Below are 25,095 nucleotides of genomic sequence, written 5' to 3'. Positions count from 1 at the left end.
GCCTCTTCGCGAGCAGGCTCGCTCCCACAGTGGATCTTCAGTGATCACAAATCTTGTGTACACCCAAAAAACCTGTGGGAGCGAGCCTGCTCGCGAAGGGGGCATCAGCCCCACCGCAAAACTTCAGTCGAACATGAAGAGCGCATCATTGCTGAACTGCGCCTCAAACCGGCTCGCCGGCATCGGCCGCCCGAACAGATACCCCTGAACCTCGTCGCAACCATGCTCACGCAGGAAGTCGAGCTGCTCGTGGGTTTCCACGCCCTCGGCGATAACCGCCAGATTGAGGCTGTGGGCCATGGCGATGATCGCGCGGGCAATCTGCGCATCCTGCTCACCCGACGGCAGGCCGTCGACGAAGGTGCGGTCGATTTTCAGCACGTCGATCGGGAACTGCTTGAGGTAGTTGAGCGATGAGTAACCAGTGCCGAAGTCGTCGACCGCAATGCTCAGGCCGAGATTTTTCAATCCGGCGAGTATCTGCATCGCTTCGCTGACTTCGCGCATCAGGATACTTTCGGTCAGTTCCAGCTCCAGGCACGCCGGCGGCAGGCCGGTTTCCTTAAGGATGGTGGCGATCCGCGTGCCGAGCTGGCCATCGGAGAACTGCCGCGCGGAGATGTTCACCGACACCTTGGGCACCCGGACCTTGGCCTGATGCCAGGTCTTGAGCTGACGGCAGGCCTCGCTGATCACCCAGTCGCCGACATCCACCACCAGACCGAGCTCTTCGAGCACCGGAATGAAGTCTCCCGGCGGCACCAGCCCGCGTCGCGGATGGCGCCAGCGCAGCAAGGCTTCGGCGCCGGTCAGGCGTTTGCCATCGCCGCTGAACTGCGGTTGGTAATACAGCACAAATTCGTCTTGCTCCAAGGCATGACGCAAGTCGCTTTCCAGCTCCAGACGCTCCAGGGCGCTGGCGTTCATGTCGGCCTGATAGAACTGGAAGTTGTTCTTGCCGCGCTCTTTGGCGTGATACATCGCGGTGTCGGCGTTTTTCATCAGCTGGCTGAGTTCGTTGCCGTCCTGAGGGCTCAGGGCGATCCCGATACTGGCGGTGACGAAGAACTCGCGGCCTTCAAGTACGAACGGTTTCACCAGGCTGGCGAGAATTTGTTCGGCCACATGAATCGCCCGGTTCAAGGCAATTTCACGGTTGGCCCGCGGTTGCAGCAGCAAGGTGAATTCATCGCCGCCCATGCGCGCCACGGTGTCGTCATCATCGACACAGCCGAGCAGGCGCGTGGCCATTTCCTTGAGCATGCGATCGCCGGCGGCGTGGCCCAGGGAGTCGTTGATCGGTTTGAAGCGGTCCAGGTCAAGGAACATCAGCACCACCCAGGACTTCTGCCGTTCGGCCGATTGCAGCGCTGTGTGCAGGCGATCCTGGAACAGTGTGCGGTTGGGCAGGTGAGTCAGGGCGTCGTAATAGGCGAGGCGGTGAATCCGCTGTTCACTGGCCTTGCGTTCGCTGATGTCGCTGAAGAAGCACACGTAGCTGGCCAGATCGCCTTCGTCATCCAGCACCGCCGTGATCCCGACCCAGGCCGGGTAATGCTCGCCATTGCGTCGTTTGAGCCAGACTTCGCCTTCCCACGTGCTGTGCTGATGCAACTGCTTGAGCACATAACGCAGATGGGCTTCCTGCTGATCGTCGACGGTCAACATGTTCGGCAACTGGTCGAGCACCTGCTCCACCGCATAACCGCTGACGCGGCTGAAGGCTTCGTTGGCCTGGACGATGTAGCCGGCCGGGTCGGTGATCAGGATCGCAGAAGTCGAGTGCTCGAATACGGTCGCAGCCATGCGCAGGTCTTTTTCGGCGCGGCGTTGCTGGCTGATGTCGCGACCGACGCCCAGCACGCCTTCGAATGCACCGTGTTCGTCCCAGACCAGCACCAGTCGCAGTTCGATAGGAATCTTGCGACCGTCGGCCCGCAGGCAGTCGAACAAAAACAGTTGGGTCTGCACCTGGCTGCGCAACAGCGCCAGTTGCTCGGGTTTATTCAGCGCTTTGCTGACCCGGTCCATCAGTTGATAAATGCCGGTCAGCTGTTGTGGGTTGGCGATGGTCGATTGCCAGCCGTTCTGGAAAATCCAGTCGGCGTCGTAGCCCAGCACGGCTTGCACCGACGGGCTGACGTAGTTGAGCGCCATCTTGCTGTCGGTTGAGAAAATCACGTCGCTGATGCTTTCGGCGAGCATCCGGTAACGCTGCTCGCTGTCGCGCAGGGACTCACTGGCTTCAATCTGATCGGTGATGTCCTTGGCCACGCCGATGATTCGCGTGACCTGATCGTGCTTGTCCCGCGCCAGCGCCTGTTCGCGGATGTCGAAGCGCCGCCATTTACCGTCCCGGTGGCGGAAGCGCAGCTGGCATTGCATCAATTGTCGGTAACCGGCCTGGCGCTGGGTTTGGCGCGAGCGGTGGTAGAAGTCGGCATCTTCGGGGTGCAGCAGAATTTCCCAGAAATACTCGCCCATCTGGTGCAGTTCGGTACGGTTGTAACCGAGCGTCTGGCCCAGGTGGTGGTTGCTGAAAATCATTCGTTGGCTGATCACGTCTTGCACGTACAGATGATCCGGCACGGTGCGCACCACGTCGGACCAGAATCCTTCACGCTCCAGCAACGACAGTTCGACGAGCTTGCGGCTGGTGATGTCGGTGATGCTCAGGATCACCGCTTTATAGTCGTCCTGGTCTTCCGGCAGACGCAGGACCAGCCACAAGTGCTGGTCGCGGCCATTGGCGTCCTGCAGTTTGATTTCCAGTTCAAGCTGTTTCTGTTGGTTGAGCACCGCGTCGAGCACTTGATCGCCGATGGCGGTGCCGTCCTGCGGGTTACCGTCGATCAGCAGTTTCCAGGCTTCATCGCACGTGTTGACGTTGAGCAGTTGCAGGGCGACCAGGTTGACCTCGGTGATGCGCAGTTCCTGCAGCAGTTGCTGGCGTTGTTCCGGTGTCTCGAGCCAGGCCTTCAGGTGTTCGCTACTGTGCAGCTGAGCCTTGTCGAAGACGCTTTTGAGCCCGGACACGTCGAGTACACACAAGGCGACGCCGGTGCCTTCGAAAATATCCTGGTAGCGTCGACGGCCTTCGTGCACCTGGCGCTGGCGGCGCCGCATGTTCAGCAGGGCGATGAACGGCAGCAGCGAGAAGGCCAGGCCCAGAAGGCATTTGCCGATGAACGCCGGCAGCAGCTGTTCGATCACCCGTTGACGGTCGAACAACCCGCGCAGTTGCCAGTCGCTGCTGCTCAGGGGCACGGTCAGCACGCTGTTGGCCAGCTCATCCGCTGTCAACACGGTCGGTGTGGCCGAGGGCTGCCCATCGTCGCGGCTGATGATCTGGTGATTGACGCGGTTTTCCACCACCCACAGCGGGCGAATACCGGTTTCGTTTTGTTTGGTCAGCGACGAGAAAAATGTCGGCCTCAGGCGCAAAACCCAGTAGCCGCGGGTGCTACCGCTGGCTTGATGCAGCAGCAGATGCACTACCGAACCGTCATTGGCGTTGCTGAAATAATGGGCCTGAGCGCGACTGCGCCGGACCAGTTCGCTCAGGTAGTCGGCGTCGTCGCTGTTGTCGGCGCTGTCGGTGAGGACTTTCCCGGAAGGGCTGAGCAACGCGAGGCTGCGCAGGTCGGGCAAGGATTTTTGCAGTTTGCGCAACAGCGCCTGCTGTTCGTCGGCACTTTGCGGTTGTTCGACGATCGGTAGCAGGTTGAGGGCGATCTGGGCGTTGAGCGCCATGTTCAGGCTGACTTGCGAGGCCAGATCGGCGGTGTAGTCGATGGTGTACTGACGCTGGTTTTTCTGGGTTTCGCGCAGTTGATCCAGCAACTGCCAGAACAGCAGCGCGAGCAACAACAGGACGAGCGCCGCCAGCGCGCCCTTCAAGGAGCCACGCAGGGGTGAGCCGGTCGCAGGGTTGAGTGCGCTCACGGAAGAAGGGGGAGAGACATTAGACAAACTGTAATCCTGCGGTTTGGCTGGACTGGCGCGACGTGCACTATAAGCCGGACGCCCGAAGGGCGGCTAGCATGCCTTGAGTTGTGGCAAAGTGCCAGTCCCGCTCGGCTGGACTGCCTCTCGTCATTAAGGTAGCTTTGCCGGTTACGCGGGAGCGTTCCAGCTCCTAGAATCAGGCTTTTTCAGCGCGCACGTATTGATAGCTATCAATCGGCCTACGCGCACAGCCTGGCCAGGCATCGCCTGCGCTCCAATCATTCATCGTTCACTGACCCTAGGTTCTCCATGGCTCAATACGTATTCACCATGCATCGGCTGGGTAAAGTTGTTCCGCCGAAGCGGGAAATCCTGAAAAACATTTCGCTGTCGTTCTTCCCGGGCGCCAAGATTGGCGTACTCGGCCTTAACGGTTCGGGTAAATCCACCCTGTTGAAAATCATGGCGGGCGTTGATACCGAGTTCGACGGCGAAGCCCGTCCGATGCCGGACCTGAACATCGGCTACCTGCCGCAAGAACCGATCCTGGACCCGACCAAGACCGTGCGTGAAGTGGTTGAGGAAGCGGTCAGCGTGATCAAGAACGCCCAGGCTCGCCTGGACGAGGTCTACGCGGCTTACGCTGAAGAAGATGCCGACTTCGACAAACTGGCCGCCGAACAGGCCAAGCTCGAAGCCATTCTGCAGGCCAGCGACGGCCACAACCTGGATCGCCAACTGGAAGTCGCCGCCGATGCGCTGCGTCTGCCGGCCTGGGATGCCAAGGTCGAATTCCTGTCCGGTGGTGAGAAGCGTCGTGTGGCCCTGTGCCGCCTGCTGCTGTCCGCCCCCGACATGCTGCTGCTCGACGAACCGACCAACCACCTGGACGCCGACTCCGTCGCCTGGCTGGAGCATTTCCTGCACGATTTCCCGGGCACCGTGGTTGCGATCACGCACGACCGTTACTTCCTGGACAACGTTGCCGGCTGGATCCTCGAGCTCGACCGTGGCGCCGGTATTCCTTACGAGGGCAACTATTCGGGTTGGCTCGAAGCCAAGTCCGACCGTCTGGCTGCCGAGTCCAAGCAGCAGTCGGCTCACGAAAAAGCCATGAAGGAAGAACTGGAGTGGGTGCGCAAAGGCGCCAAGGCCCGCCAGTCCAAATCCAAGGCGCGTCTGCAACGCTTCGAAGAAATGCAATCGCAGGAATTCCAGAAGCGCAGCGAAACCAACGAGATCTACATCCCGGCCGGTCCGCGCCTGGGCGACAAGGTCATCGAATTCAAGAACGTTTCCAAGGGTTATGGCGATCGCGTGCTGATCGACAACCTGTCGTTCTCCATGCCTAAAGGCGCCATCGTTGGCGTGATCGGCGGTAACGGTGCCGGTAAATCGACCCTGTTCCGCATGCTGATGGGCAAGGAAACGCCGGATTCGGGCAGTATCGAAGTCGGCGAAACCGTGCAACTGGCCTGCGTCGATCAAAGCCGCGAAGACCTGGACGGCAGCAAGACTGTGTTCCAGCAAATCTCCGAGGGTTCGGATCAGATCCGTATCGGCAACTACGAGATTCCGTCGCGTACCTACGTCGGTCGCTTCAACTTCAAGGGCGGCGATCAGCAGAAGTTCGTCAAGGACCTGTCCGGTGGTGAGCGCGGTCGCTTGCACCTGGCGCTGACCCTGAAAGAGGGCGGCAACGTCCTGCTGCTCGACGAACCGTCCAACGACCTCGACGTTGAAACCCTGCGTTCCCTGGAAGAAGCCCTGCTGGACTTCCCGGGCGCTGCCATTGTGATCTCTCACGATCGGTGGTTCCTTGACCGCGTCGCGACTCACATCCTGGCGTACGAAGACGACTCGCAAGCGGTGTTCTTCGAAGGTAACTACACCGAGTACGAAGCCGATCGCCGCAAGCGCCTGGGCGAAGCCGCGACTCAGCCGCATCGTGTACGGCACAAGAAACTGGCCTGATTTCAGGTTGGTTGCATGAAAGAACGGAGCCTTCGGGGCTCCGTTTTTTTATGGGCTTCAGTTACACAGCGGCGCGGCCATCGCGAGCAGGCTCGCTCCCACAGGGGATTTGTGTTGGCTGCAAATCTGAAGTCCACTGAATATCTACTGTGGGAGCGAGCTTGCTCCGGGCGGCGTTCCGACGATGGCGGCCTAAAGGTCAACCAACTTCTATGCCCAATACCTCAATCACCAAATCCCCCGCCGGCCGCTTCCACACCACCTCATCCCCCACCTGCGCGCCCAACAACGCCCGCCCCAGTGGCGACCCCCAATTGATCAATCCGCTGGCGGCATCCGCCTGATCCTCGCCAACCAACTGCACGCGTTGTTCGTTGTCCTGTTCATCGGCAAAAGTCACCCAGGCGCCAATCTGCACTTTGTTGGTCGAGGAGGCCGGTACGACTAACTGAGCGCTCTGCAGGCGTTGATTGAAATACCGCCAGTCACGCTCGAGGTCAGCCTGGCGCTGCTTGTCGGCCAGGTCACCTTTCACACTCTGTTCATTGATCAGGTTTTGCACTTCGGCGACTTTCGCCTGAAGCTGCGCAAGCCCGGCTGGCGTGACGTAATTGGGCTGCGCGCTGACCTGCCGTTCGACGGGCTGATCGGTTTGCGCGGCGGCGTTATCTTCATTGACGAAGGCGCGACTCATGGTTTTCTCCCGTTATAGGGTTTGGGCCATGGTCGCAGGCTTTTAGTTTCGACAGATGTCTATCAGCGACTTATTGCGAGCGAAAAGCTCGAGCGGCGTCCTGATCCTTCTGCTGCTGCCAGGCCTTTTCGCGCTCGTCCCAATGGTGGCTGCGATAATCCTCACGGTCCTCGCTTTCGCGCATCGCCTGACACTGACGGAAGCCATCGCTCCAGCCCTCGGCGTACTGCTTGTCCTTGAGGTAACGCGGAACGTTTTTACGAAACTCTCCGGTGATTGCCCCCGCCGCTTGCCGGCCACTGCTGCAACCGTCATCGAAGCCATCGGCGAATGCCGGTGGATAACCCTTGGCGATCAAATCCTCGTGGGTTGTCTGGCAACCCGCGATCAACATCAGCAAACCCACCACACCCACGCAACGCCACATCTCAGACTCCCAGACCGTCAACGGCCTATAGGAGAAGTCTAGGAGTGGATTCGTGAGGCGTTTGTGAAAGAAAGATCAAAAGATCGCAGCCGTCGGCAACTCCTACATTAAATCGCGTACATCTGTAGGAGCTGCCGAAGGCTGCGATCTTTTCAGTAGTGATACCACTTCACCTCAAGCATCACTTCGTTTTCGGGCGAAGCCAGGTGGCTGAATTCGCGCTGGGCACTCAGGCGCAAACCCAGGTTGCGCGACAATTCCCACTGCTGATTCAGACTCACGCTACGGCGCACTTCGCCGTTGGTGAAAAAATCGCCCTTGGCTTCCAGGCTGAAGTTGCCCACCGGGTTTTTCCACAGCAAACCGCTGTTGAAACCCGCCGCCGGGGCGATGAAGCCGGCAAAGTCGTTGTTGTGTTCAATGCGCACGGTGCCCAAAGCAAAGCCGAGCATGTCGTCGCCCAGTTGCCAGGTTCCGCCGCCACCGCCATTGACGTGGCTGACCAGGGTTTCGTCGTCATGCTTGCCCGGCACGCGCTCCAGGCCGCCGGTGACTTGCCACGAGAGTGGTTGCAGCAATTCATTGCGCGGGGTCAGGGAGCGGATGGTCGCCAGGTCAAATTGCTGCAACTGCCAGTGATTGCCTTCGTACTGGCGCAGTTTCATTTGCAGGATTTCAATCTGCGCGCCGAGGGGAAAGCTCTCGGCGTTGTCGTTGAGGTCGTGATAAGCCATGCGCAAGCCATACTCGCCAAACGCCTTGTCGCCTCGAGTGCCGATACCGGCCTGCCAGGTGCGCGATTCATGGCCATCCTCAGGCAGGCCGGGTTGCGGGATGTCCAGTTCCGGTGCCGGGTTCTGGTTGATCGCCCGCAGCAATTCGAAACTGCGCTGCGCCCGTTGCGGATCACGCTCCTGGCCGTTGGCGCGGTAGCGCTCCAGGCGATAGGCGGCGTCGATGATCAACGCCTGACGATCCTTGGGTTGAGCCTTGAACGCCGGTTCTTGCAGTTGCTTCTGGTCGGCGCTGACTTTCAGCACCCACTCCTGTTCTTCATGGGTCAACGGCTCGGCGCGGCTCAGCAGTTCACGTTCGCGAGACGGTCGATACTGAATGGATTCCACCAATCCGGCTTCTTTCACCGCCTTGACGGTGTCCGTAGGAATCGCGGTCAGCGGGAACTGTTCGGTCAATCGCAAGCTCGGGCGGGCGACTTGCAGCAATTCCAGCAGACGATAAGAGCAGTTTTCGTCGAAGAAAAAATAGTCGAACTGGATCTGCTTCAGCTCCCAGACGTGCTCGACCATGCGCTCGGTTTCTGCCTGGGTCAGATTGAGGCGGTATTCCCACAGATCACGGTTCTCGAGGCTGCGGTACTCCGAGAGTTTTTCTTGATACGGCACCAGCGCAAACAAACCGGGATAGCCGCCCATCAAGCCTTTCCAGGCATACAGGATGCTGTTGTCCGAGCCTTCGATGTACGCGCCGAAGTTGATCGCATAACTGAGCAGGGCGGTTTGATCGCTCTGCACATTGGCCTGGTCGATGCGCAGCAATGTGTGGCCGAACATCGATGACGGACTGTTCAGATACGCTGCCGGGAAAATCATCACTGCACTGTGGGGCGAAACATCCTTGAACCATTGCTTGAATTCAGAGCAGGGAAGCTTCGGCAGATCGCTCAGGTTGAGCTGTGCCTTGAGCCAGCGGGTGCGGGCCGGGTAGACGCATTGCGCCTGTTTTTCGCCAGCACTGGCGGGGGCGTACAGCGCTTGCACGGTCGCCGCCAGTTCACGGTCAGGATGTTCATTGCCGTCGGCGGCGAGGAAGAATTTCTTGTCGCTGACATAGCTGCGCCAGCCGCCGAGTTTGGCGGTTTCGTAGTGACCCAGGGAAATCCAGAAAGGGTCATTGGCCAGTTGCTGCAAACGTTGATTGTCTATGTGAGGCGCGGCGGACAGCGACGCGCAGGAACAGAGCGCCAGCCAGGCAAGGCGTTTGAGCATAGTGGGCAACTTAAGTCGAAAGAAACAAAGACCCAAAGGGGCAGGCCAAAAGGGCCAGGTTCAAAAAACAAAACCCGCTCCCCGAAAGAGAAGCGGGCGGGTCGAGCTTAAGCTTGAGTGGCGTACTTGGCCAGACGCGGATCGCTCTTCAGAACGGCCAGGGTGTTGGTATGCACGTCGTCAGCGGTCACGTCAGCCTTGCTGAAGATCTGCTGGAAGTGCTCGTGAGTCACAGCGGCGAAGTGCGCACGGTCTTCCGGCGCCACGCCCAGTACCACGGCGTAAGTAGTCAGCGCTTCGCCCTGACCTTTAGCCATGTCTTCGGACAGCTCGTTCATCATGCCATTCATGGCAATCCAGGATTTGCCGCCATAGGTCAGCGACGCATTGGTCGAGCAACCGTTGGTACCCGAGGTCATACCGAAGGTTGCGTTGCCGGAGGTGCCGTTGGTGGTGGATGCCAGGAAGTGAGCCGGGGTGCCACGCTGACCTTCGAACAGCATGTTGCCCCAACCGCAATCCGGGCCGCCTGGCGCCTGAGCCATGGCATTGAGGGATACAGCGGTGAAGAGAGTACCGAGAAGAATCCGTTTCATAGCTTTGTTCTCTTTATGTGCATACCAATGGACAAGGGGTCTGGCCCAATCCGGCGCCAGTGGGCCAGTTATTAATCCAGCCGCGCAGTTTGGAGTTTAGGCACGATCCCGGGGTTCCGTGATTTTTTGCAAAACATTCATTAAAAACATTGATTTGGCCCCGGCCCGCCTGGGGATGCCGCTTTGTCTATGCTTTGGCTAGAGGCGCGCCTTGCAAGTGAGGTATGGGCAGCGCCAGAATGCCGCTATCTGCCCCGCCTGATGTAAGGAAGCCCGATGCCTGATCCTGTTGCTGCCAGCTTGCGTCTAGCGCCCGAAGCGCTGACCCGTCCGTTTTCCGCTGAACAGTTCAGCTTCTCTACCACCAATGATTTGGAGCCCTTCCGCGGTGTGCTTGGCCAGGAACGTGCGGTCGAAGCCTTGCAGTTCGGTGTGGCAATGCCACGCCCCGGTTACAACGTATTCGTCATGGGCGAGCCCGGCACTGGCCGGTTCTCGTTCGTCAAACGCTACCTGAAAGCCGAAGGCAAACGCCTGCAGACCCCGGCGGACTGGGTCTATGTCAACAATTTCGATGATCCTCGCGAACCTCGCGCCCTGGAATTGCCCTCGGGCACCGCCGGTGCCTTTATCGATGACATCAACGGTTTGATCGACAACCTGCTGGCGACTTTTCCGGCCGTGTTCGAGCACCCGTCCTATCAGCAGAAGAAGAGCGCCATCGACCGCGCCTTCAACCAGCGTTACGACAAGGCGCTGGACGTGATCGAGCGCCTGGCGCTGGAGAAGGATGTTGCGCTGTACCGCGACAGCACCAATATCGCCTTTACGCCGATGAGCGAAGGCAAGGCCGTGGACGAGGCCGAATTTGCCCAGTTGCCGGAAGCCGAGCGCGAGCGTTTTCATGACGATATTTCGTGGCTGGAAGAGCGGCTGAACGAAGAACTCGCCAGCCTGCCGCAGTGGAAGCGTGAGTCGAGCAATCTACTGCGCCAGCTCAACGAAGAAACCATCACCCTGGCCTTGCAGCCATTGCTTTCTCCGTTGTCGGAGAAGTATGCGGAAAACGCGGCGGTCTGCGGTTACCTGCAAGCCATTCAGGTGTACCTGCTCAAGACCGTGGTCGAGCAATTGGTGGACGACAGCAAGACGGACGCCATCGCCCGTAAGTTGCTGGAAGAGCAATACGCGCCGAGCCTGGTGGTCGGTCATCCATTCAGCGGCGGTGCGCCAGTGGTCTTTGAGCCGCACCCGACTTACGAAAACCTGTTCGGCCGCATCGAGTACACCACCGATCAGGGCGCGCTCTACACCACGTATCGACAGTTGCGTCCGGGTGCGCTGCACCGCGCCAATGGCGGCTTCTTGATTCTTGAAGCAGAAAAAATGCTCAGCGAGCCGTTCGTGTGGGATGCGCTCAAACGCGCGCTGCAATCGCGCAAACTGAAAATGGAATCGCCGCTGGGCGAGATGGGCCGTTTCGCCACCGTGACCCTGACGCCGCAACATATTCCGTTGCAGGTCAAAGTCGTCATCATTGGCGCCAGGCAGCTCTACTACACGCTGCAGGACCTCGATCCGGACTTCCAGGAGATGTTCCGCGTCCTGGTGGACTTCGACGAAGACATCCCGATGGTCGACGAAAGCCTGGAGCAGTTCGCCCAGTTACTCAAGACCCGCACTTCCGAAGAAGGCATGGCGCCGCTGACCGCTGATGCGGTGGCGCGTCTGGCGACTTACAGTGCTCGCCTGGCTGAGCACCAGGGGCGTTTGTCGGCGCGGATCGGTGATCTGTTCCAACTGGTCAGCGAGGCGGATTTCATTCGCCAACTGGCCAGTGACGAAATGACCGACGCCGGGCACATCGAACGTGCGCTCAAGGCCAAGGCCACGCGTACCGGGCGCGTCTCGGCGCGGATTCTCGATGACATGCTGGCCGGGATCATCCTGATCGACACGGATGGCGCGGCGGTGGGCAAATGCAACGGGCTGACAGTGCTGGAGGTCGGCGACTCGGCGTTCGGTGTGCCGGCGCGGATTTCCGCCACGGTGTATCCGGGCGGTAGCGGCATCGTCGACATCGAGCGCGAGGTCAACCTCGGTCAGCCCATTCACTCCAAAGGCGTGATGATTCTCACCGGGTACCTGGGCAGCCGTTACGCCCAGGAGTTCCCGCTGGCGATTTCCGCGAGCATCGCCCTGGAGCAATCCTACGGTTACGTCGATGGTGATAGTGCATCGCTGGGCGAGGCTTGTACGCTGATTTCGGCCCTGTCGAAAACCCCGCTCAAGCAGTGTTTTGCGATCACCGGGTCGATCAACCAGTTCGGTGAAGTGCAGGCGGTGGGCGGGGTCAACGAGAAGATCGAAGGCTTCTTCCGGCTCTGCGAAGCCCGCGGGCTGACCGGTGAGCAGGGCGCAATCATTCCCCACGCCAACGTTGCCACGCTGATGCTCGACGAGAAAGTGCTGACGGCGGTACGCGCGGGGCAGTTCCACGTCTACGCCGTGCGCCAGGCTGATGAAGCCCTGAGCCTGTTGGTCGGCGAGCCGGCCGGTGCGCCGGACGCCGATGGCCAGTTCCCTGAAGGCAGCGTTAACGCGCGGGTGGTGGAGCGCTTGCGGGTCATCGCAGAAATGATCAGCGAAGAAGACCTCAAGGAAGCCGAGAAAGAAGCTGCGCAGGAAGCACTGGTCGAGGCCAAACCTGCCTGACACAAAACCCCTGTAGGAGCCGAGCTTGCTCGCGATGAGGCACTGACATTCAACATCACTGTTGGCTGAAAGTCCGCTATCGCGAGCAAGCTCGGCTCCTACAGGTTTTTGTATATTGTCGGAATCGACATTCAGTTAAAAAGTGCCATCAGTCTGGCGTCAATATTCACACAATGACCATTCGGCGCCTTCTGGTTTCACTTGACGTGCTAGTCAGACTTTTCTTCTATTCTCAGCTCAAGGATATCGACAGTAATCACTGGATCGAGACAGCCCTCCCGTGGGGGCTGAATACCGGATCTACCGAGGGTCGCCGCCATGTCGCGCAACCTCTGCCTCACCCGTCAATGCCTGGGCCTTGTGACCCGTATCGAGTGTGCCATCCGCCCATTGGCGGGGGATACGGGCATGTGGACCTTACTCTTCGCTGCTGGAATGGCCGGCGAACAACCTTCTGCCATCAAAGCCCAGGGCCCGTTTCATGGTCCCTTTGTGGCTGAGTCGATCCTCGACACCATTGTTGAAAGTCTCACCCTGCACGGCTATGAGCTGGCCGACGATCCGCAAATCTGGTGCCTGCACCTGCAAGCTCAGCTGCGGGAAATCAATGGTGGCCGCTGCCGCAACCCTGGAGGTTTCGAGTTTCGGCCCGAGCACTGAACAGGCTATTGAGCAAGGTTGGACGTGTCCGCCTTGTCGAGTTTGACCTCGAAACCATATTGCACGGTGGAGAGATCGGTTCGTTGATAGGTTTCCAGACGGGCAGGCTGCCCGTAGAAATAATGCACCCCCAATAATGCCGGGCCTTCTGCGCTCGCATCGTGGCTGACCGAAAGAATCTCCTTCAGATAATTGCCGCTGTCGTCCTTGGCGAAGAAACGCCAGTCCTGGGCGGGAAACTGCTTCAGATCAACCACCAGCGCATTGCCTTTGAGCGCCAGCCCTTTGGGCAACTGGTGGGCGTCGATGGTTTTCTTTTCGACGGTGGCGAGAAACAGCGGCATGGAGCCCACCGCGTAAGCGGGGGTTTCTGGAAACAGGTTCAAATCGTAGGTGATGGTGCCGCGCAGGGGATCGACCTGGTATGCCTCAGGCGGCAATTCGATCGGCTCATCGCGTTTGCCGTTACCGTCCTCGGTAAAGAAACTGACCGGGCTTTCGCCGGGGTTGAAGGAGGTGCCGAGCAGCTCATCATTGAAGCTTTTGGGGTGATCGAACTCGATACGCGCGGCGCTGGGGTCTTCGACCGACTGACTGATGCTGACGCTCTTTTTCAGTTGTTCCTCGCCAAGCGTGGCGCCCTTGAGCCAGATCGGGGCCTGGTCGTCGTACACCACTACCGGCAGCGTCAGTGGCTGGATGGTCTTTTGCGTGGTGTGTGGGTCGAAGCGAAGCACCGGCAGGTTCAGGTCCTTGCGGGTCACCGTGGCGGTTGAATAGTCCAGTACGCTGACCTCAAGCGTTTCGATCGGCCCGTTGAAGTACACCTTGGAATAATGGTGGTTCTGTTGCTTCTCGAAGGCGCGCTGCTCTTCATCGATCTGTTTCTCGAAGCTCGCGCTCCAGGCTTTCTGTTGTTGCATTTTCGCCAGTTGCTTTTGATAGAAGGCTATTTGTGCGGAGGTTTCGTGGATCGAGCCTGAGCGCGAGAGAAATTGCCCGGTGCTGTCCTTGGCCTGGACAATCAGCGGGTTCAGCGGTGTTTCGCTGACCTCGGGGGCCAGTGGCGCGCTGTTGTTGAATTCGATTTCGGCGTAGTTGTTTGCAAGGTTCAGCAGGGTGACGCTGAGGTTGTCGTTGGTGCGAGTCTGGCCAACGTCCTTTTTCGTCAGGTCGAAGCTGTAGAGCCGGCGCGGCGCGATGACTTCCACCTTGCCTTGCAGACTCACCGGTTGTGGCTGGTTCTTTTTGTCCACGTCCAGGCCGTCGATGAATGGATAGGTCACCGTCAAATCATCGGGGTTGGTCAGGTTGGAGCTCGACGGACTGAGCTGAATGCCCGGATCGGTTTCCGACCATTCCGGCTGAAACGGGATGACGCGTTTGTTGCTCAAGGTTACCGATTGCCATTCAAGACCATGGGGAAAGAGAAACGCGGCCGGAATGTTGAAGTTGAAGGGGAACACCGGTTGCAGATCGGTCAGGTAGTCGGAACTGGAATCTTTGTGCAGCACGATCAGGCCGTTGATGTACGTGTCGACCAAGGCCTGGGGCGTCGGATAGTGCTTGAGGACGGCAAGGGCGTCTTCGCCATATTCTGTTTCCACCGGTTTGCTGTCGAGCTTGAGTTGCGCACGCTCGAGCAACAACAGTGAGCCGCCGAGTTCAGCCACGGCTTCCTTGAGTTTTGGGTCCTGAATCGCATCCAGAGACTTCTCGAACTGCGCAGTCTTTTCCTCGAGGCTGACCTGGCGCTTCTCATCGCTGGGCGAGCAAGCGCTCATCAGCAAAGCCAGGCAAATGCCGGCGCTCGTTAAAGGCAATCGCACATCCATTTTCCGTCTTCCTGTCCGATGTCGCTGAGCTGTCAATGCTTTGGACACTAGCAGAAAAACCTTGTCACACACGCGCAGGTTGCGGATTTCCCAACGGTTTCTGGCTGCTTCTGGGTATAGACAGGTGGCTGGTATACTCGCGGACATTTCCAGTCCAATGTGTGAGATTCAATGGAACGCTTTATCGAAAATGCAATGTACGCCTCGCGTTGGCTGCTGGCGCCGATCTACTTCGGTCTGTCCCTTGGGTTGCTGGCCCTGGCGCTGAAATTCTTCCAGGAAGTCTTCCACGTCATCCCTAACGTGTTCTCGATGGCCGAGTCGGATCTGATTCTGGTGCTGCTGTCATTGATCGACATGGCGTTGGTAGGCGGTTTGCTGGTGATGGTGATGATTTCCGGTTACGAGAACTTCGTTTCCCAACTGGACATCGACGACGACAAGGAAAAGCTCAACTGGCTGGGCACCATGGATTCCTCTTCATTGAAGATGAAGGTGGCCGCCTCCATCGTGGCCATTTCGTCCATCCACCTGCTGCGGATTTTCATGGACGCCAAGAACGTCGATCCCGAGCATTTGAAGTGGTACGTGATCATCCACATGACCTTCGTGATTTCGGCGTTTGCCATGGGTTACCTGGATAAGCTGACCAAACACTGATCGTTTTATTGCTATACCCAGCCGCCCGTCTGTTGCGAAACAGACGGGCGGTGTTGTTTGTGGCTTGTACTTTGATGCGCCGAGGCCTATGCCTGTAAGGATCTTGGCTCGCCACTGTGTGAGGTGTGTTCATGAACCTGCAAGAGTTGAATGCCTATGCCATCGCCGGGAAGGTTGATGAACTCAACCTGATCTCGATGGAAGGCGGGATCTACCTGTTGGAAGCGCGAATGCATGGCGCGGCGTATCCATTGAGTGATGCCCACGGCGAGACGTTTCATCTGCGATCGGTCGAGCATGCGCGTGAAGTGCTTCATTCCTTCCCCAACTTGCCATTCAACCTCGTGCACACCTCGGTTCATGATGAAATGTGCGGGCTGGGGGGCAGCACCGAAGAGAGTCTGAAGGTCCCGATCGGGTGTCAGCACTGACGCCCCTCATCAACGCAATGGCATCTGTGCTAGTCTGCTGGCCCTTTTGGTTCCGGGCGCTCCGGGACGCGCTGTGTACGCACGGCAAGTTCCAGGGCCGTCCGCACAGCGGAGCAGTGTCATGTCCGAAGTAAATCTGTCCACCGACGAAACCCGCGTCAGCTACGGTATTGGCCGTCAGCTGGGCGATCAACTGCGCGACAACCCGCCGCCGGGCGTTAGCCTGGACGCGATCCTGGCTGGTCTGACCGACGCTTTCGCCGGCAAGGAAAGCCGTGTGGGTCAGGAAGAAATGTCTGCGAGCTTCAAGGTCATTCGCGAAATCATGCAAGCTGAAGCAGCTGCCAAAGCTGAAGCCGCTGCTGGCGAAGGCCTGGCATTCCTGGCTGAAAACGCCAAGCGTGATGGCATCACCACCCTGGCTTCCGGCCTGCAATTCGAAGTGCTGACTCAGGGTGAAGGCGCCAAGCCAACCCGTGAAGATCAAGTGCGCACTCACTACCACGGCACTCTGATCGACGGCACTGTGTTCGACAGCTCCTACGATCGTGGTCAGCCTGCAGAATTCCCGGTTGGCGGCGTGATCGCTGGCTGGACCGAAGCCCTGCAACTGATGAACGCCGGCAGCAAATGGCGTCTATACGTGCCGAGCGAACTGGCTTACGGCGCTCAAGGCGTTGGCAGCATTCCGCCGCACAGCGTACTGGTATTCGACGTCGAACTGCTCGACGTTCTGTAAGACCGTAACCCTGTAGGCGCTCTGCCCCTACAGGGTTTTTCAGCGTTTCTCATACCTCGATCTTGTGGTGCAGTTCGCTTGTCGGGCGCAATGCCCGGGCATAGCAGAAAAGAAACAGATTGCGCACCAGTTCCTTGAGCACCACCGGCTCGCTGGAACTCAAGCCGTTGACGTCCAGATCACCTTGGTCCTGCAGCTCGTTCAAGGCTTCTTCTTCAAGCACCGCACAGACTTCCCCGGTTTCCCGATGCAGGATCCTGAGGTAAGGGTGTGGGCGGTCCAGCCAGGCGTCGATCAAATAAGTCATGGGTCTCATCTCCATTGATTGGTTTCAATGAGAATAATTCTTATTCATCAAATAGCAAGGACCTATTGGCGGTTTGTGTTTTTTTATGGGTAAAGGTTGCGTAAGGTCAAAACGGCTGGCGTTTGGCTATTGCGAGGGATTGTTGGGCGAAGCGGGGGAGGGCGAAGCACCATCCCACGCACGGCGTGGGATGGAATACAGCAGGCTCAGACTTTTCTGACGAACTCGGATTTGAGCTTCATCGGGCCGATGCCGTCGATCTTGCAGTCGATGTCGTGATCGCCATCGCACAGGCGGATGTTCTTGACCTTGGTGCCGACCTTGACCACCAGCGACGTGCCTTTGACCTTGAGGTCCTTGATCACGGTGATGGTGTCGCCGTCCTGCAGGACGTTGCCGACCGAATCCTTTTTCACGGTGTCATCGGACACTGCTTCGGCTTCGCCGCTGGCGGACCACTCGTGGGCGCACTCAGGGCAGATCAACTGGGCGCCGTCTTCGTAGGTGTATTCGGAATTGCATTTTGGGCAGGGTGGCAACGTGCTCACTAAGGCTCCTTGGATTGAGGATCGCTAAAAGTCGCACATTGTATAGGGTTTTATCGGAGGAGGGAGCTGACAGCAAAAGATCGCAGCCTTCGGCAGCTCCTACAGGGTTTTGTGTACGCCTGTAGGAGCTGCCGAAGGCTGCGATCTTTTGATCTTGCTTTTAGTGTGTACGGGCGACCGCAAACTCGCTCAACTCAACCAGTGCATCGCGGTATTCGCTGGCAGGCAGTGCGTCGAGGCACTTGATCGCGCGGGCCACGTAGTCACGGGCCAGTTGCGCGGTGTAATCCAGCGAGCCTGAGGCTTCCACGGCTTCGCGGATGCTTTCCAGGTCTTCGATGCCGCCTTTCTGGATCGCCTTGCGCACCAGGGCAGCCTGCTCCGGCGTGCCTTCGCGCATGGTGTAGATCAGCGGCAGGGTCGGTTTGCCTTCAGCCAGATCATCACCGACGTTCTTGCCCAGGGTTTCGGCGTCGCCTTTGTAGTCCAGCAGGTCGTCGACCAATTGGAACGCCACGCCCAGATGATCACCGAATGTACGCAGGGCTTCGGCCTGTTCCGATGTCGCTTCGCAGAGCGCTGCAGCACTGTGGGTCGACGCTTCGAAGAGCATCGCGGTCTTGCCGCGGATGACTTCCATGTAGGTTTCTTCGGTGGTGCTGGCGTCACGAACCTTGGACAGCTGCAACACTTCGCCTTCGGCGATGATGCGCGTGGCTTGCGAAAGGATTTTCATCACCGGCATGGAGCCCAGTTCGACCATCATTTCGAAGGAGCGCGAATACAGGAAGTCGCCCACCAGCACGCTAGGGGCGTTGCCCCACATGGCGTTGGCGGTCGAGCGGCCACGGCGCATGCCGGACATGTCGACCACGTCGTCATGCAGCAGGGTCGCGGTGTGCAGGAACTCGATGGTCGCGGCCAGCAGGCGCAGGTCATCGCCTTCGCGACCCAGAGCCTTGCCACACAGCAAAACCAATAGAGGGCGCAGGCGTTTACCGCCAGCCGAGGTAATGTAATCGCCGATTTTCGATACCAGCGGCACTCGGGAAGTCAGCTGCTTCTTGATGATGCCGTCGACGGCGCTAAAATCGTCCGCCACCGCGCGGTAGAAAGCTTGGGGTTGCATCAGCGACAGTTGCTCCAGAAGGGTTGCGCGGCATGCTAGGACCCACTTCGGCGGGTGTCAAGGTACGATGGACGGCCTCTTGCATCGCCCCGGCAGCTTGCGTACAATCGCGCACCCTGAACTTCCTGGGCAGCACCTGCCTTACGCAATTGCAAACAGGCCTTCCAGCCCAATGCAGCCATGCCAGCCAATACCTCTTCTTATAAAGAGCTGGGTGAGCAGGATTATCGGAGAAATACCATGTCGTACGCAGTAATTGTTACTGGTGGCAAGCAATACAAGGTCGCCCCAGGTGAATACCTGAAGATCGAAAAACTGGAAATCGCTACCGGCGAATCCGTTACTTTTGATCGCGTTCTGTTGGTCGCCAATGGCGATGACGTGAACATCGGCGCTCCAGTTGTTGCTGGCGCTACCGTTGTGGCTGAAGTGATCTCCCAAGGTCGTCACGATAAAGTCCGCATCATCAAGTTCCGTCGTCGTAAGCACCACATGAAGCGTATGGGCCACCGCCAGTGGTACACCGAGATCAAAATCACCGGTATTCAGGCTTAATTTCAGCCTAATTCCTCACTAGGAGAATTGACTCATGGCACACAAAAAAGCTGGTGGTAGTACCCGTAACGGTCGCGACTCAGAAGCCAAACGCCTTGGCGTGAAGATGTATGGCGGCCAGGTTATCATTCCGGGCAACATCATCGTGCGTCAGCGCGGCACCCAATTCCACGCCGGTTACGGTGTTGGCATGGGTAAAGATCACACTCTGTTCGCTAAAATCGACGGCGTGATCAAGTTTGAAGTAAAAGGCGCTTTCAACCGCCGTTACGTGAGCATTGTCCCGAAGACTGCAGTCGTCGCGGCATAATTACGTAGTTGCTGGAAAAGCCCTGTCTCGCGACGGGGCTTTTTCGTTTGTGGGGTGAGTCTCTTGCAAAGCTGTTTGTGATGGGCTCCAGCGCTGGATTTGCGGTCGTTGATTGAGGTCGCTGCGCTCATTTTTGCAAGAGTCTTATGTCTTGGTTTTTTCGGCTCGTCCGTATGACGAGAGGCGTTTTGTTATGAAGTTTGTTGATGAAGTATCGATTCGAGTAAAGGCCGGTGACGGCGGCAACGGTTGCATGAGCTTCCGTCGCGAGAAATTCATTGAAAACGGTGGTCCGAACGGCGGTGACGGTGGTGATGGCGGCTCGGTCTACATGATCGCCGACGAAAACCTCAACACCCTGGTGGACTACCGTTACACCCGGCACTTTGATGCTGAGCGTGGTTCCAACGGCGGCAGCACTGACTGCACCGGCAAGAAAGGCGAAGAGCTGGTCCTGCGTGTTCCGGTCGGTACTACCGTTATCGACTCCGCCACTCAGGAAGTGATCGGCGACCTGACCAAGGCTGGCCAGAAACTGCTGGTGGCTCACGGCGGCTGGCACGGTCTGGGTAACACCCGTTTCAAATCCAGTACCAACCGTGCTCCGCGTCAGACCACTCCGGGTAAGCCGGGTGAGGCGCGTGATCTGAAGCTGGAAATGAAGGTGTTGGCTGACGTAGGTCTGCTGGGCTTGCCGAACGCTGGCAAAAGTACCTTCATTCGTTCGGTGTCGGCCGCCAAGCCGAAAGTCGCCGACTACCCGTTCACCACGCTGGTGCCGAACCTGGGTGTGGTCAGTGTCGATCGCTGGAAAAGCTTCGTGGTTGCGGACATTCCGGGTCTGATCGAAGGTGCTTCCGATGGCGCAGGCCTGGGGATTCGCTTCCTCAAGCACTTGTCGCGTACGCGTCTGCTGTTGCACCTCGTGGACATGGCGCCGCTCGATGACGCCAGCGCCCCGGATGCTGCGGAAGTGATCGTCAGCGAGCTGACCAAGTTCAGCCCGTCCCTGGCTGAGCGTGATCGTTGGTTGGTGCTGAACAAGTGCGACCAGATCCTTGAAGAAGAGCACGATGAGCGCGTCAAGGAGATCGTTGATCGCCTGGAGTGGACCGGTCCGGTCTACGTGATCTCGGCCATCTCCAAGCTGGGCACCGAGCGTCTTTGCCACGACATCATGCGTTACATGGAAGATCGTGCTGATCGCCTGGCTAACGACCCGGTTTACAAAGAAGAGTTGGCCGAGCTCGATCAGCGCATCGAAGACGAAGCCCGTGCTCAGCTGCAGGCTCTGGATGACCAGCGTGCCCTGCGCCGTAGCGGCGTGAAGTCGGTCCACGACATCGGCGACGATGATTGGGACGAAGAAGATGTGGATGACGAAGACGGTCCGGAAATCATTTACGTGCGTGACTGATTCGTTGTGTAGGAGCTGCCGCAGGCTGCGATCTTTTGACGTTCAGAAGATCGCAGGTGTGTGCTGAACCTTCATCCCGGTGCGGTGTTATCATCGCCGCAAGCCGGTTTCTAAGGCGCCGCTCAATCGAGCGGCGTTTTAGTATCTGGAAATCGGTAGTCACGAATAACGTTACGGGCAGCGCTGGGTCGCGCTGTCCTCAAGCTAAGGTTGAAGATGATGCGGAGCAAGGTGACAGGTGCGCAGCGTTGGGTCGTGAAGATCGGCAGCGCTTTGCTGACGGCGGACGGCAAGGGCCTGGATCGCGCGGCAATGGGTGTTTGGGTCGAGCAGATGGTGGCTTTGCATGAGGCTGGCGTCGAGCTGGTGCTGGTGTCCTCCGGGGCGGTGGCGGCCGGCATGAGCCGCTTGGGCTGGGCCGTACGACCCAGTGCGATGCACGAGTTGCAGGCCGCTGCCGCCATCGGTCAGATGGGGTTGGTGCAGGCCTGGGAGTCGAGCTTTGCCGAGCATGGCCGGCATACCGCGCAGATTCTCCTGACCCACGACGACTTGTCCGACCGCAAGCGCTACCTGAATGCCCGCAGCACCTTGCGCGCGCTGGTCGAGCTGAAAGTTATTCCGGTGATCAACGAAAACGACACCGTGGTCACTGATGAAATTCGTTTCGGCGACAACGACACGCTCGCGGCGCTGGTGGCCAACCTGGTCGAGGCTGATCTGTTGGTGATCCTCACGGATCGCGATGGCATGTTCGATGCCGATCCGCGCAACAACCCCAACGCCAATCTGATTTACGAAGCGCGCGCTGATGATCCGGCGCTGGATGCGGTGGCGGGCGGTACGGGTGGTGCGCTGGGTCGTGGCGGCATGCAGACCAAATTGCGTGCTGCGCGGCTGGCAGCTCGTTCCGGTGCGCATACCATCATCGTTGGCGGGCGTATTGATCGTGTGCTGGATCGTCTCAAGGCAGGCGAGCGCATCGGCACCTTGCTGTCGCCCGAGCGCGGCCTGCTGGCTGCGCGCAAGCAATGGCTGGCCGGGCACCTGCAAACCCGTGGCACGCTTGTGCTGGATGCTGGTGCGGTAACGGCGCTGTCCCAAGGCAACAAAAGTTTGCTGCCTGTGGGTGTCAAGCTGGTCCAAGGCAGCTTCCGTCGTGGCGAGATGGTGGTTTGTGTGGCACCGGACGGTCGTGAAATCGCCCGGGGCCTGGCCAACTACAGCGCGCTGGAAGCACAAAAAATCATCGGTCAGTCGTCTGAGGCGATTGTCGGTCTGTTGGGTTATATGGCGGAGCCGGAACTGGTTCACCGCGATAACCTGATCCTGGTCTGAGGGAATACCTGAATGCGCGTGGCAAAAGGATTGTTGGGTCTGCTGTTGGCGATGCCGCTGCTGGCCTCGGCCGAGGAGATTGGTCAGGTGTCGACGGTGTTCAAGTTTGTCGGTCCGAACGACCGCATCGTCGTCGAAGCGTTTGATGATCCAAAGGTTGAGGGTGTGACTTGCTACCTGTCGCGAGCCAAGACGGGTGGCGTGAAGGGTGGTTTGGGATTGGCTGAGGATCGCGCGGAAGCGTCTATCGCTTGTCGTCAGGTCGGGCCGATCAGCTTCAAAGGTGAGTTGAAGGAGGGTGACGAGGTGTTCAAGGAGCGCACATCGCTGGTGTTCAAGACCATGCAGGTAGTGCGATTCCTCGACAAGAAGCGCAATACGCTGGTGTACCTGGTCTATAGCGATCGTGTGATCGAGGGTAGCCCGCAGAATGCGGTGACAGCCATCCCGATCCTGCCGTGGGCGAACGCTCAATAATTTGACCTAAATCTAAGTGTGGGAGCGGGCTTGCTCGCGAAGAGGTCATAACATTCAAAATCATCGTTGACTGTTACACCGCCTTCGCGAGCAAGCCCGCTCCCACATTTTTTTGTGCGGCGTTTGTTAAATCGCAGGCAATAAAAAACCGACCCTGGGGTCGGTTTTTTAACAAGCTTATCGCTTATGCGGCAACAGCAAGGTTCAGAGCCTTGACGTGACCGTTCAGGCGGCTCTTATGACGAGCAGCCTTGTTCTTGTGGATGATGCCTTTATCGGCCATACGGTCGATAACTGGCACGGCCAGAACGTAAGCAGCTTGAGCTTTTTCAGCGTCTTTTGCGTCGATGGCTTTAACTACATTCTTGATGTAGGTACGAACCATGGAACGCAGGCTGGCGTTGTGGCTGCGACGCTTCTCAGCCTGTTTTGCACGTTTTTTGGCGGAAGGTGTGTTGGCCACCGTCGAGCTCCTCGAAAGACTTTTTAGGAAATAGCAAACAAAATAGGCCGCGAATCATGCCGATGAGTTGATGTCTTGTCAAGGGCGGTTGAGACGTTCCGCTAAGTGGTAGGTATAAAGAGGCGGGATATTTATTTCCGGCGCTTGACCTGTAAACTCGCGAGCTTTGGCTCTGTGCTGCTGCGGCGCGGAGTATCGCATAAGTAGGCGCTTTGTTCGCCTGCTGTTTATCGACAGGCACAAACTCTTTCAATGAATCTGCTCAAATCGTTGGCCGCCGTCAGCTCTATCACGATGCTTTCCCGGATTCTGGGGTTCGTTCGTGACACCCTTATCGCACGTACATTTGGCGCGGGGATGGCGACCGACGCCTTCTTTATCGCCTTCAAACTGCCCAATCTGCTGCGGCGTATCTTCGCCGAGGGGGCATTTTCCCAGGCGTTCGTGCCGATTCTTGCCGAATACAAAAGCCAGAAGGGCGAGGAGGCGACGCGAACCTTCATTGCCTACGTCTCGGGCTTGCTGACGCTGGTGCTGGCGTTGGTCACCGCCTTGGGCATGATCGCTGCGCCGTGGGTCATCTGGGCGACCGCCCCGGGTTTCACCGATACGCCGGAAAAATTCGAGCTGACGGCCAGTCTGTTGCGGGTGACCTTTCCTTATATATTGCTGATCTCCCTGTCTTCATTGGCCGGGGCGATCCTCAACACGTATAACCGCTTCTCGGTGCCGGCCTTCGTGCCGACCCTGCTCAACGTCAGCATGATCATCTTTTCGGTGTTCCTAACGCCGTATTTCGATCCGCCAGTCATGGCGCTGGGCTGGGCAGTACTGGTGGGTGGTCTGGCGCAATTGCTCTATCAGCTGCCGCACCTGAAAAAGATCGGCATGCTGGTGCTGCCACGACTGAACCTGCGTGACAGCGGCGTCTGGCGGGTCATGAAACAAATGCTGCCGGCGATTCTCGGTGTGTCCGTGAGCCAGATTTCGCTGATCATCAATACTATTTTTGCCTCGTTCCTGGTCGCCGGTTCCGTGTCATGGATGTACTACGCCGACCGGTTGATGGAATTGCCTTCCGGCGTTCTGGGTGTGGCGTTGGGCACGATTCTCCTGCCGACCCTGGCCAAGACCTACGCCAGCAAGGATCGCCAGGAATACTCGCGAATCCTCGATTGGGGGCTGCGCCTGTGCTTCATGCTGGTGTTGCCGTGCTCCCTGGCGCTGGGGATTCTCGCCGAGCCGTTGACGGTTTCTTTGTTCCAGTACGGCCAGTTCAGCGCGTTTGACGCCTCCATGACCCAACGGGCGCTGATCGCTTATTCGGTCGGTTTGCTCGGGATTATCGTGATCAAAGTGCTGGCTCCGGGCTTTTATGCGCAACAAAACATCCGCACGCCGGTAAAAATCGCGATTTTCACCCTGATCGTTACCCAGTTGTTCAACCTGGTGTTGATCGGCCCGCTGGCCCACGCCGGTCTGGCGCTGGCCATCAGCATCGGCGCGTGCATTAACGCCGGGCTGCTGTTCTATCAACTGCGCAAGCAGCAGATGTATGAGCCGCAACCGGGTTGGGCGAAGTTCGGCTTCAAGCTAGTGATTGCAGTGTTGGTGATGTCTGCTGTGTTACTGGTCGGGATGCATTTCATGCCAGCCTGGGATCAAGGGCATATGCTGGAGCGGTTCCTGCGTCTGGGCGCATTGGTCGTTGCCGGTGTGGTCGCTTATTTCGGCATGTTGCTGTTGATGGGCTTCCGTTTGCGAGACTTCAATCGCAAAGCGCTGAGCTGAGGTCACGACCTCGATAAACACGGGCGAATCGACGGTTTTGTCGGCTCGATCACTTTGGGTTACGGTGTTGCCTGT

The 25,095-nt window shown here is 58.4% G+C and carries 22 protein-coding genes; 12 read left to right on the top strand and 10 right to left on the bottom strand.

All coding sequences use genetic code 11. From position 1 onward, the window contains the following. Positions 1 to 123 precede the first annotated feature (123 nt). Positions 124 to 3,972, bottom strand: coding sequence for a sensor domain-containing protein (locus ACA059_RS27490; protein ID WP_497631671.1), 3,849 nt, complete (start codon positions 3,970 to 3,972; stop codon positions 124 to 126). A 285-nt stretch (positions 3,973 to 4,257) separates the two neighbouring features. On the opposite strand from ACA059_RS27490, the gene ettA reads away from it, so the two are divergent. Beyond that, a complete protein-coding gene (gene ettA, locus ACA059_RS27485) occupies positions 4,258 to 5,922 on the top strand; it encodes an energy-dependent translational throttle protein EttA (RefSeq protein WP_155002365.1) in 1,665 nt (554 codons plus the stop codon). A gap of 199 nt (positions 5,923 to 6,121) precedes the next feature. Here ettA and ACA059_RS27480 read toward each other — a convergent pair whose 3' ends face one another. The 4 genes from ACA059_RS27480 to ACA059_RS27465 form a co-directional block, all read right to left on the bottom strand. Further along, positions 6,122 to 6,616: a GreA/GreB family elongation factor gene (locus tag ACA059_RS27480; protein ID WP_497631670.1), complete on the bottom strand. Its 495-nt coding sequence runs from the start codon at positions 6,614 to 6,616 to the stop codon at positions 6,122 to 6,124. 70 nt (positions 6,617 to 6,686) lie between these two features. Beyond that, positions 6,687 to 7,043 carry a hypothetical protein gene (locus ACA059_RS27475; protein ID WP_008154250.1) on the bottom strand — a complete coding sequence of 119 codons (357 nt, stop codon included), beginning with the start codon at positions 7,041 to 7,043 and terminating at the stop codon, positions 6,687 to 6,689. Between the two features lie 152 nt (positions 7,044 to 7,195). Beyond that, positions 7,196 to 9,049 carry an Lnb N-terminal periplasmic domain-containing protein gene (locus ACA059_RS27470; protein WP_497631669.1) on the bottom strand — a complete coding sequence of 618 codons (1,854 nt, stop codon included), beginning with the start codon at positions 9,047 to 9,049 and terminating at the stop codon, positions 7,196 to 7,198. A 107-nt stretch (positions 9,050 to 9,156) separates the two neighbouring features. Beyond that, positions 9,157 to 9,645, bottom strand: a complete 489-nt coding sequence (locus ACA059_RS27465) for a DUF3015 domain-containing protein (protein ID WP_017340868.1) — start codon at positions 9,643 to 9,645, stop codon at positions 9,157 to 9,159. Positions 9,646 to 9,921: 276 nt separating this feature from the next. Between ACA059_RS27465 and ACA059_RS27460 the strand changes: the two genes are divergently transcribed. After that, positions 9,922 to 12,360 carry a Lon protease family protein gene (locus ACA059_RS27460; RefSeq protein WP_497631668.1) on the top strand — a complete coding sequence of 813 codons (2,439 nt, stop codon included), beginning with the start codon at positions 9,922 to 9,924 and terminating at the stop codon, positions 12,358 to 12,360. 318 nt (positions 12,361 to 12,678) lie between these two features. Beyond that, positions 12,679 to 13,020 (top strand): PA4575 family protein, encoded by a 342-nt coding sequence (locus tag ACA059_RS27455; RefSeq protein WP_046048783.1) that lies wholly within the window; start codon positions 12,679 to 12,681, stop codon positions 13,018 to 13,020. Between the two features lie 5 nt (positions 13,021 to 13,025). On the opposite strand, the gene ACA059_RS27450 is transcribed toward ACA059_RS27455, so the two are convergent. Further along, a complete protein-coding gene (locus ACA059_RS27450) occupies positions 13,026 to 14,855 on the bottom strand; it encodes a hypothetical protein (protein ID WP_497631667.1) in 1,830 nt (609 codons plus the stop codon). Between the two features lie 171 nt (positions 14,856 to 15,026). On the opposite strand from ACA059_RS27450, the gene ACA059_RS27445 reads away from it, so the two are divergent. The 3 genes from ACA059_RS27445 (at position 15,027) to bamJ (ending at position 16,685) form a co-directional block, all read left to right on the top strand. Beyond that, on the top strand, positions 15,027 to 15,515 hold the full coding sequence (locus ACA059_RS27445; RefSeq protein WP_033054284.1) for a TIGR00645 family protein: 489 nt from the start codon (positions 15,027 to 15,029) through the stop codon (positions 15,513 to 15,515). A gap of 131 nt (positions 15,516 to 15,646) precedes the next feature. Next, positions 15,647 to 15,946 carry a DUF6482 family protein gene (locus ACA059_RS27440; protein WP_497631666.1) on the top strand — a complete coding sequence of 100 codons (300 nt, stop codon included), beginning with the start codon at positions 15,647 to 15,649 and terminating at the stop codon, positions 15,944 to 15,946. 121 nt (positions 15,947 to 16,067) lie between these two features. Further along, positions 16,068 to 16,685: a BamJ family beta-barrel-assembly machinery protein gene (bamJ, locus tag ACA059_RS27435; protein WP_046048787.1), complete on the top strand. Its 618-nt coding sequence runs from the start codon at positions 16,068 to 16,070 to the stop codon at positions 16,683 to 16,685. A 49-nt stretch (positions 16,686 to 16,734) separates the two neighbouring features. Here the strand turns inward: bamJ and ACA059_RS27430 are convergent, their stop codons facing one another. The 3 genes from ACA059_RS27430 to ACA059_RS27420 form a co-directional block, all read right to left on the bottom strand. Beyond that, entirely contained in the window at positions 16,735 to 16,992 is a 258-nt protein-coding gene (locus tag ACA059_RS27430) for a PA4570 family protein (protein ID WP_283181734.1), read from the bottom strand. A 206-nt stretch (positions 16,993 to 17,198) separates the two neighbouring features. Further along, positions 17,199 to 17,540: a zinc ribbon domain-containing protein YjdM gene (locus tag ACA059_RS27425; RefSeq protein WP_008154270.1), complete on the bottom strand. Its 342-nt coding sequence runs from the start codon at positions 17,538 to 17,540 to the stop codon at positions 17,199 to 17,201. Between the two features lie 160 nt (positions 17,541 to 17,700). After that, a complete protein-coding gene (locus tag ACA059_RS27420; RefSeq protein WP_123367773.1) occupies positions 17,701 to 18,669 on the bottom strand; it encodes a polyprenyl synthetase family protein in 969 nt (322 codons plus the stop codon). Between the two features lie 240 nt (positions 18,670 to 18,909). Here ACA059_RS27420 and rplU point away from each other — a divergent pair, with 240 nt between their 5' ends. The 5 genes from rplU to ACA059_RS27395 all read left to right on the top strand — a co-directional run bounded on the left by rplU (position 18,910) and on the right by ACA059_RS27395 (position 22,766). Beyond that, on the top strand, positions 18,910 to 19,224 hold the full coding sequence (rplU, locus tag ACA059_RS27415) for a 50S ribosomal protein L21 (RefSeq protein WP_003176051.1): 315 nt from the start codon (positions 18,910 to 18,912) through the stop codon (positions 19,222 to 19,224). Positions 19,225 to 19,258: 34 nt separating this feature from the next. After that, positions 19,259 to 19,534 carry a 50S ribosomal protein L27 gene (rpmA, locus tag ACA059_RS27410; RefSeq protein WP_046048788.1) on the top strand — a complete coding sequence of 92 codons (276 nt, stop codon included), beginning with the start codon at positions 19,259 to 19,261 and terminating at the stop codon, positions 19,532 to 19,534. 193 nt (positions 19,535 to 19,727) lie between these two features. Continuing rightward, a complete protein-coding gene (cgtA, locus tag ACA059_RS27405; protein ID WP_123367774.1) occupies positions 19,728 to 20,951 on the top strand; it encodes an Obg family GTPase CgtA in 1,224 nt (407 codons plus the stop codon). Between the two features lie 219 nt (positions 20,952 to 21,170). Next, the gene (gene proB, locus ACA059_RS27400; protein ID WP_497631665.1) at positions 21,171 to 22,289 is read left to right on the top strand and encodes a glutamate 5-kinase; all 1,119 of its coding nucleotides are present in this window, start codon (positions 21,171 to 21,173) and stop codon (positions 22,287 to 22,289) included. Positions 22,290 to 22,301: 12 nt separating this feature from the next. Then, a complete protein-coding gene (locus ACA059_RS27395; RefSeq protein WP_497631663.1) occupies positions 22,302 to 22,766 on the top strand; it encodes a CreA family protein in 465 nt (154 codons plus the stop codon). Between the two features lie 184 nt (positions 22,767 to 22,950). On the opposite strand, the gene rpsT is transcribed toward ACA059_RS27395, so the two are convergent. Beyond that, positions 22,951 to 23,229: a 30S ribosomal protein S20 gene (rpsT, locus tag ACA059_RS27390; RefSeq protein ID WP_008154937.1), complete on the bottom strand. Its 279-nt coding sequence runs from the start codon at positions 23,227 to 23,229 to the stop codon at positions 22,951 to 22,953. Between the two features lie 252 nt (positions 23,230 to 23,481). On the opposite strand from rpsT, the gene murJ reads away from it, so the two are divergent. Next, a complete protein-coding gene (murJ, locus tag ACA059_RS27385; protein WP_497631661.1) occupies positions 23,482 to 25,020 on the top strand; it encodes a murein biosynthesis integral membrane protein MurJ in 1,539 nt (512 codons plus the stop codon). Positions 25,021 to 25,095: the final 75 nt, after the last annotated feature.

The organism is Pseudomonas sp. LBUM1647 (assembly GCF_059716175.1).
The sequence above is the reverse complement of the archived record's forward strand: the minus strand, read 5'-3'. Positions and strand labels throughout refer to the sequence as shown.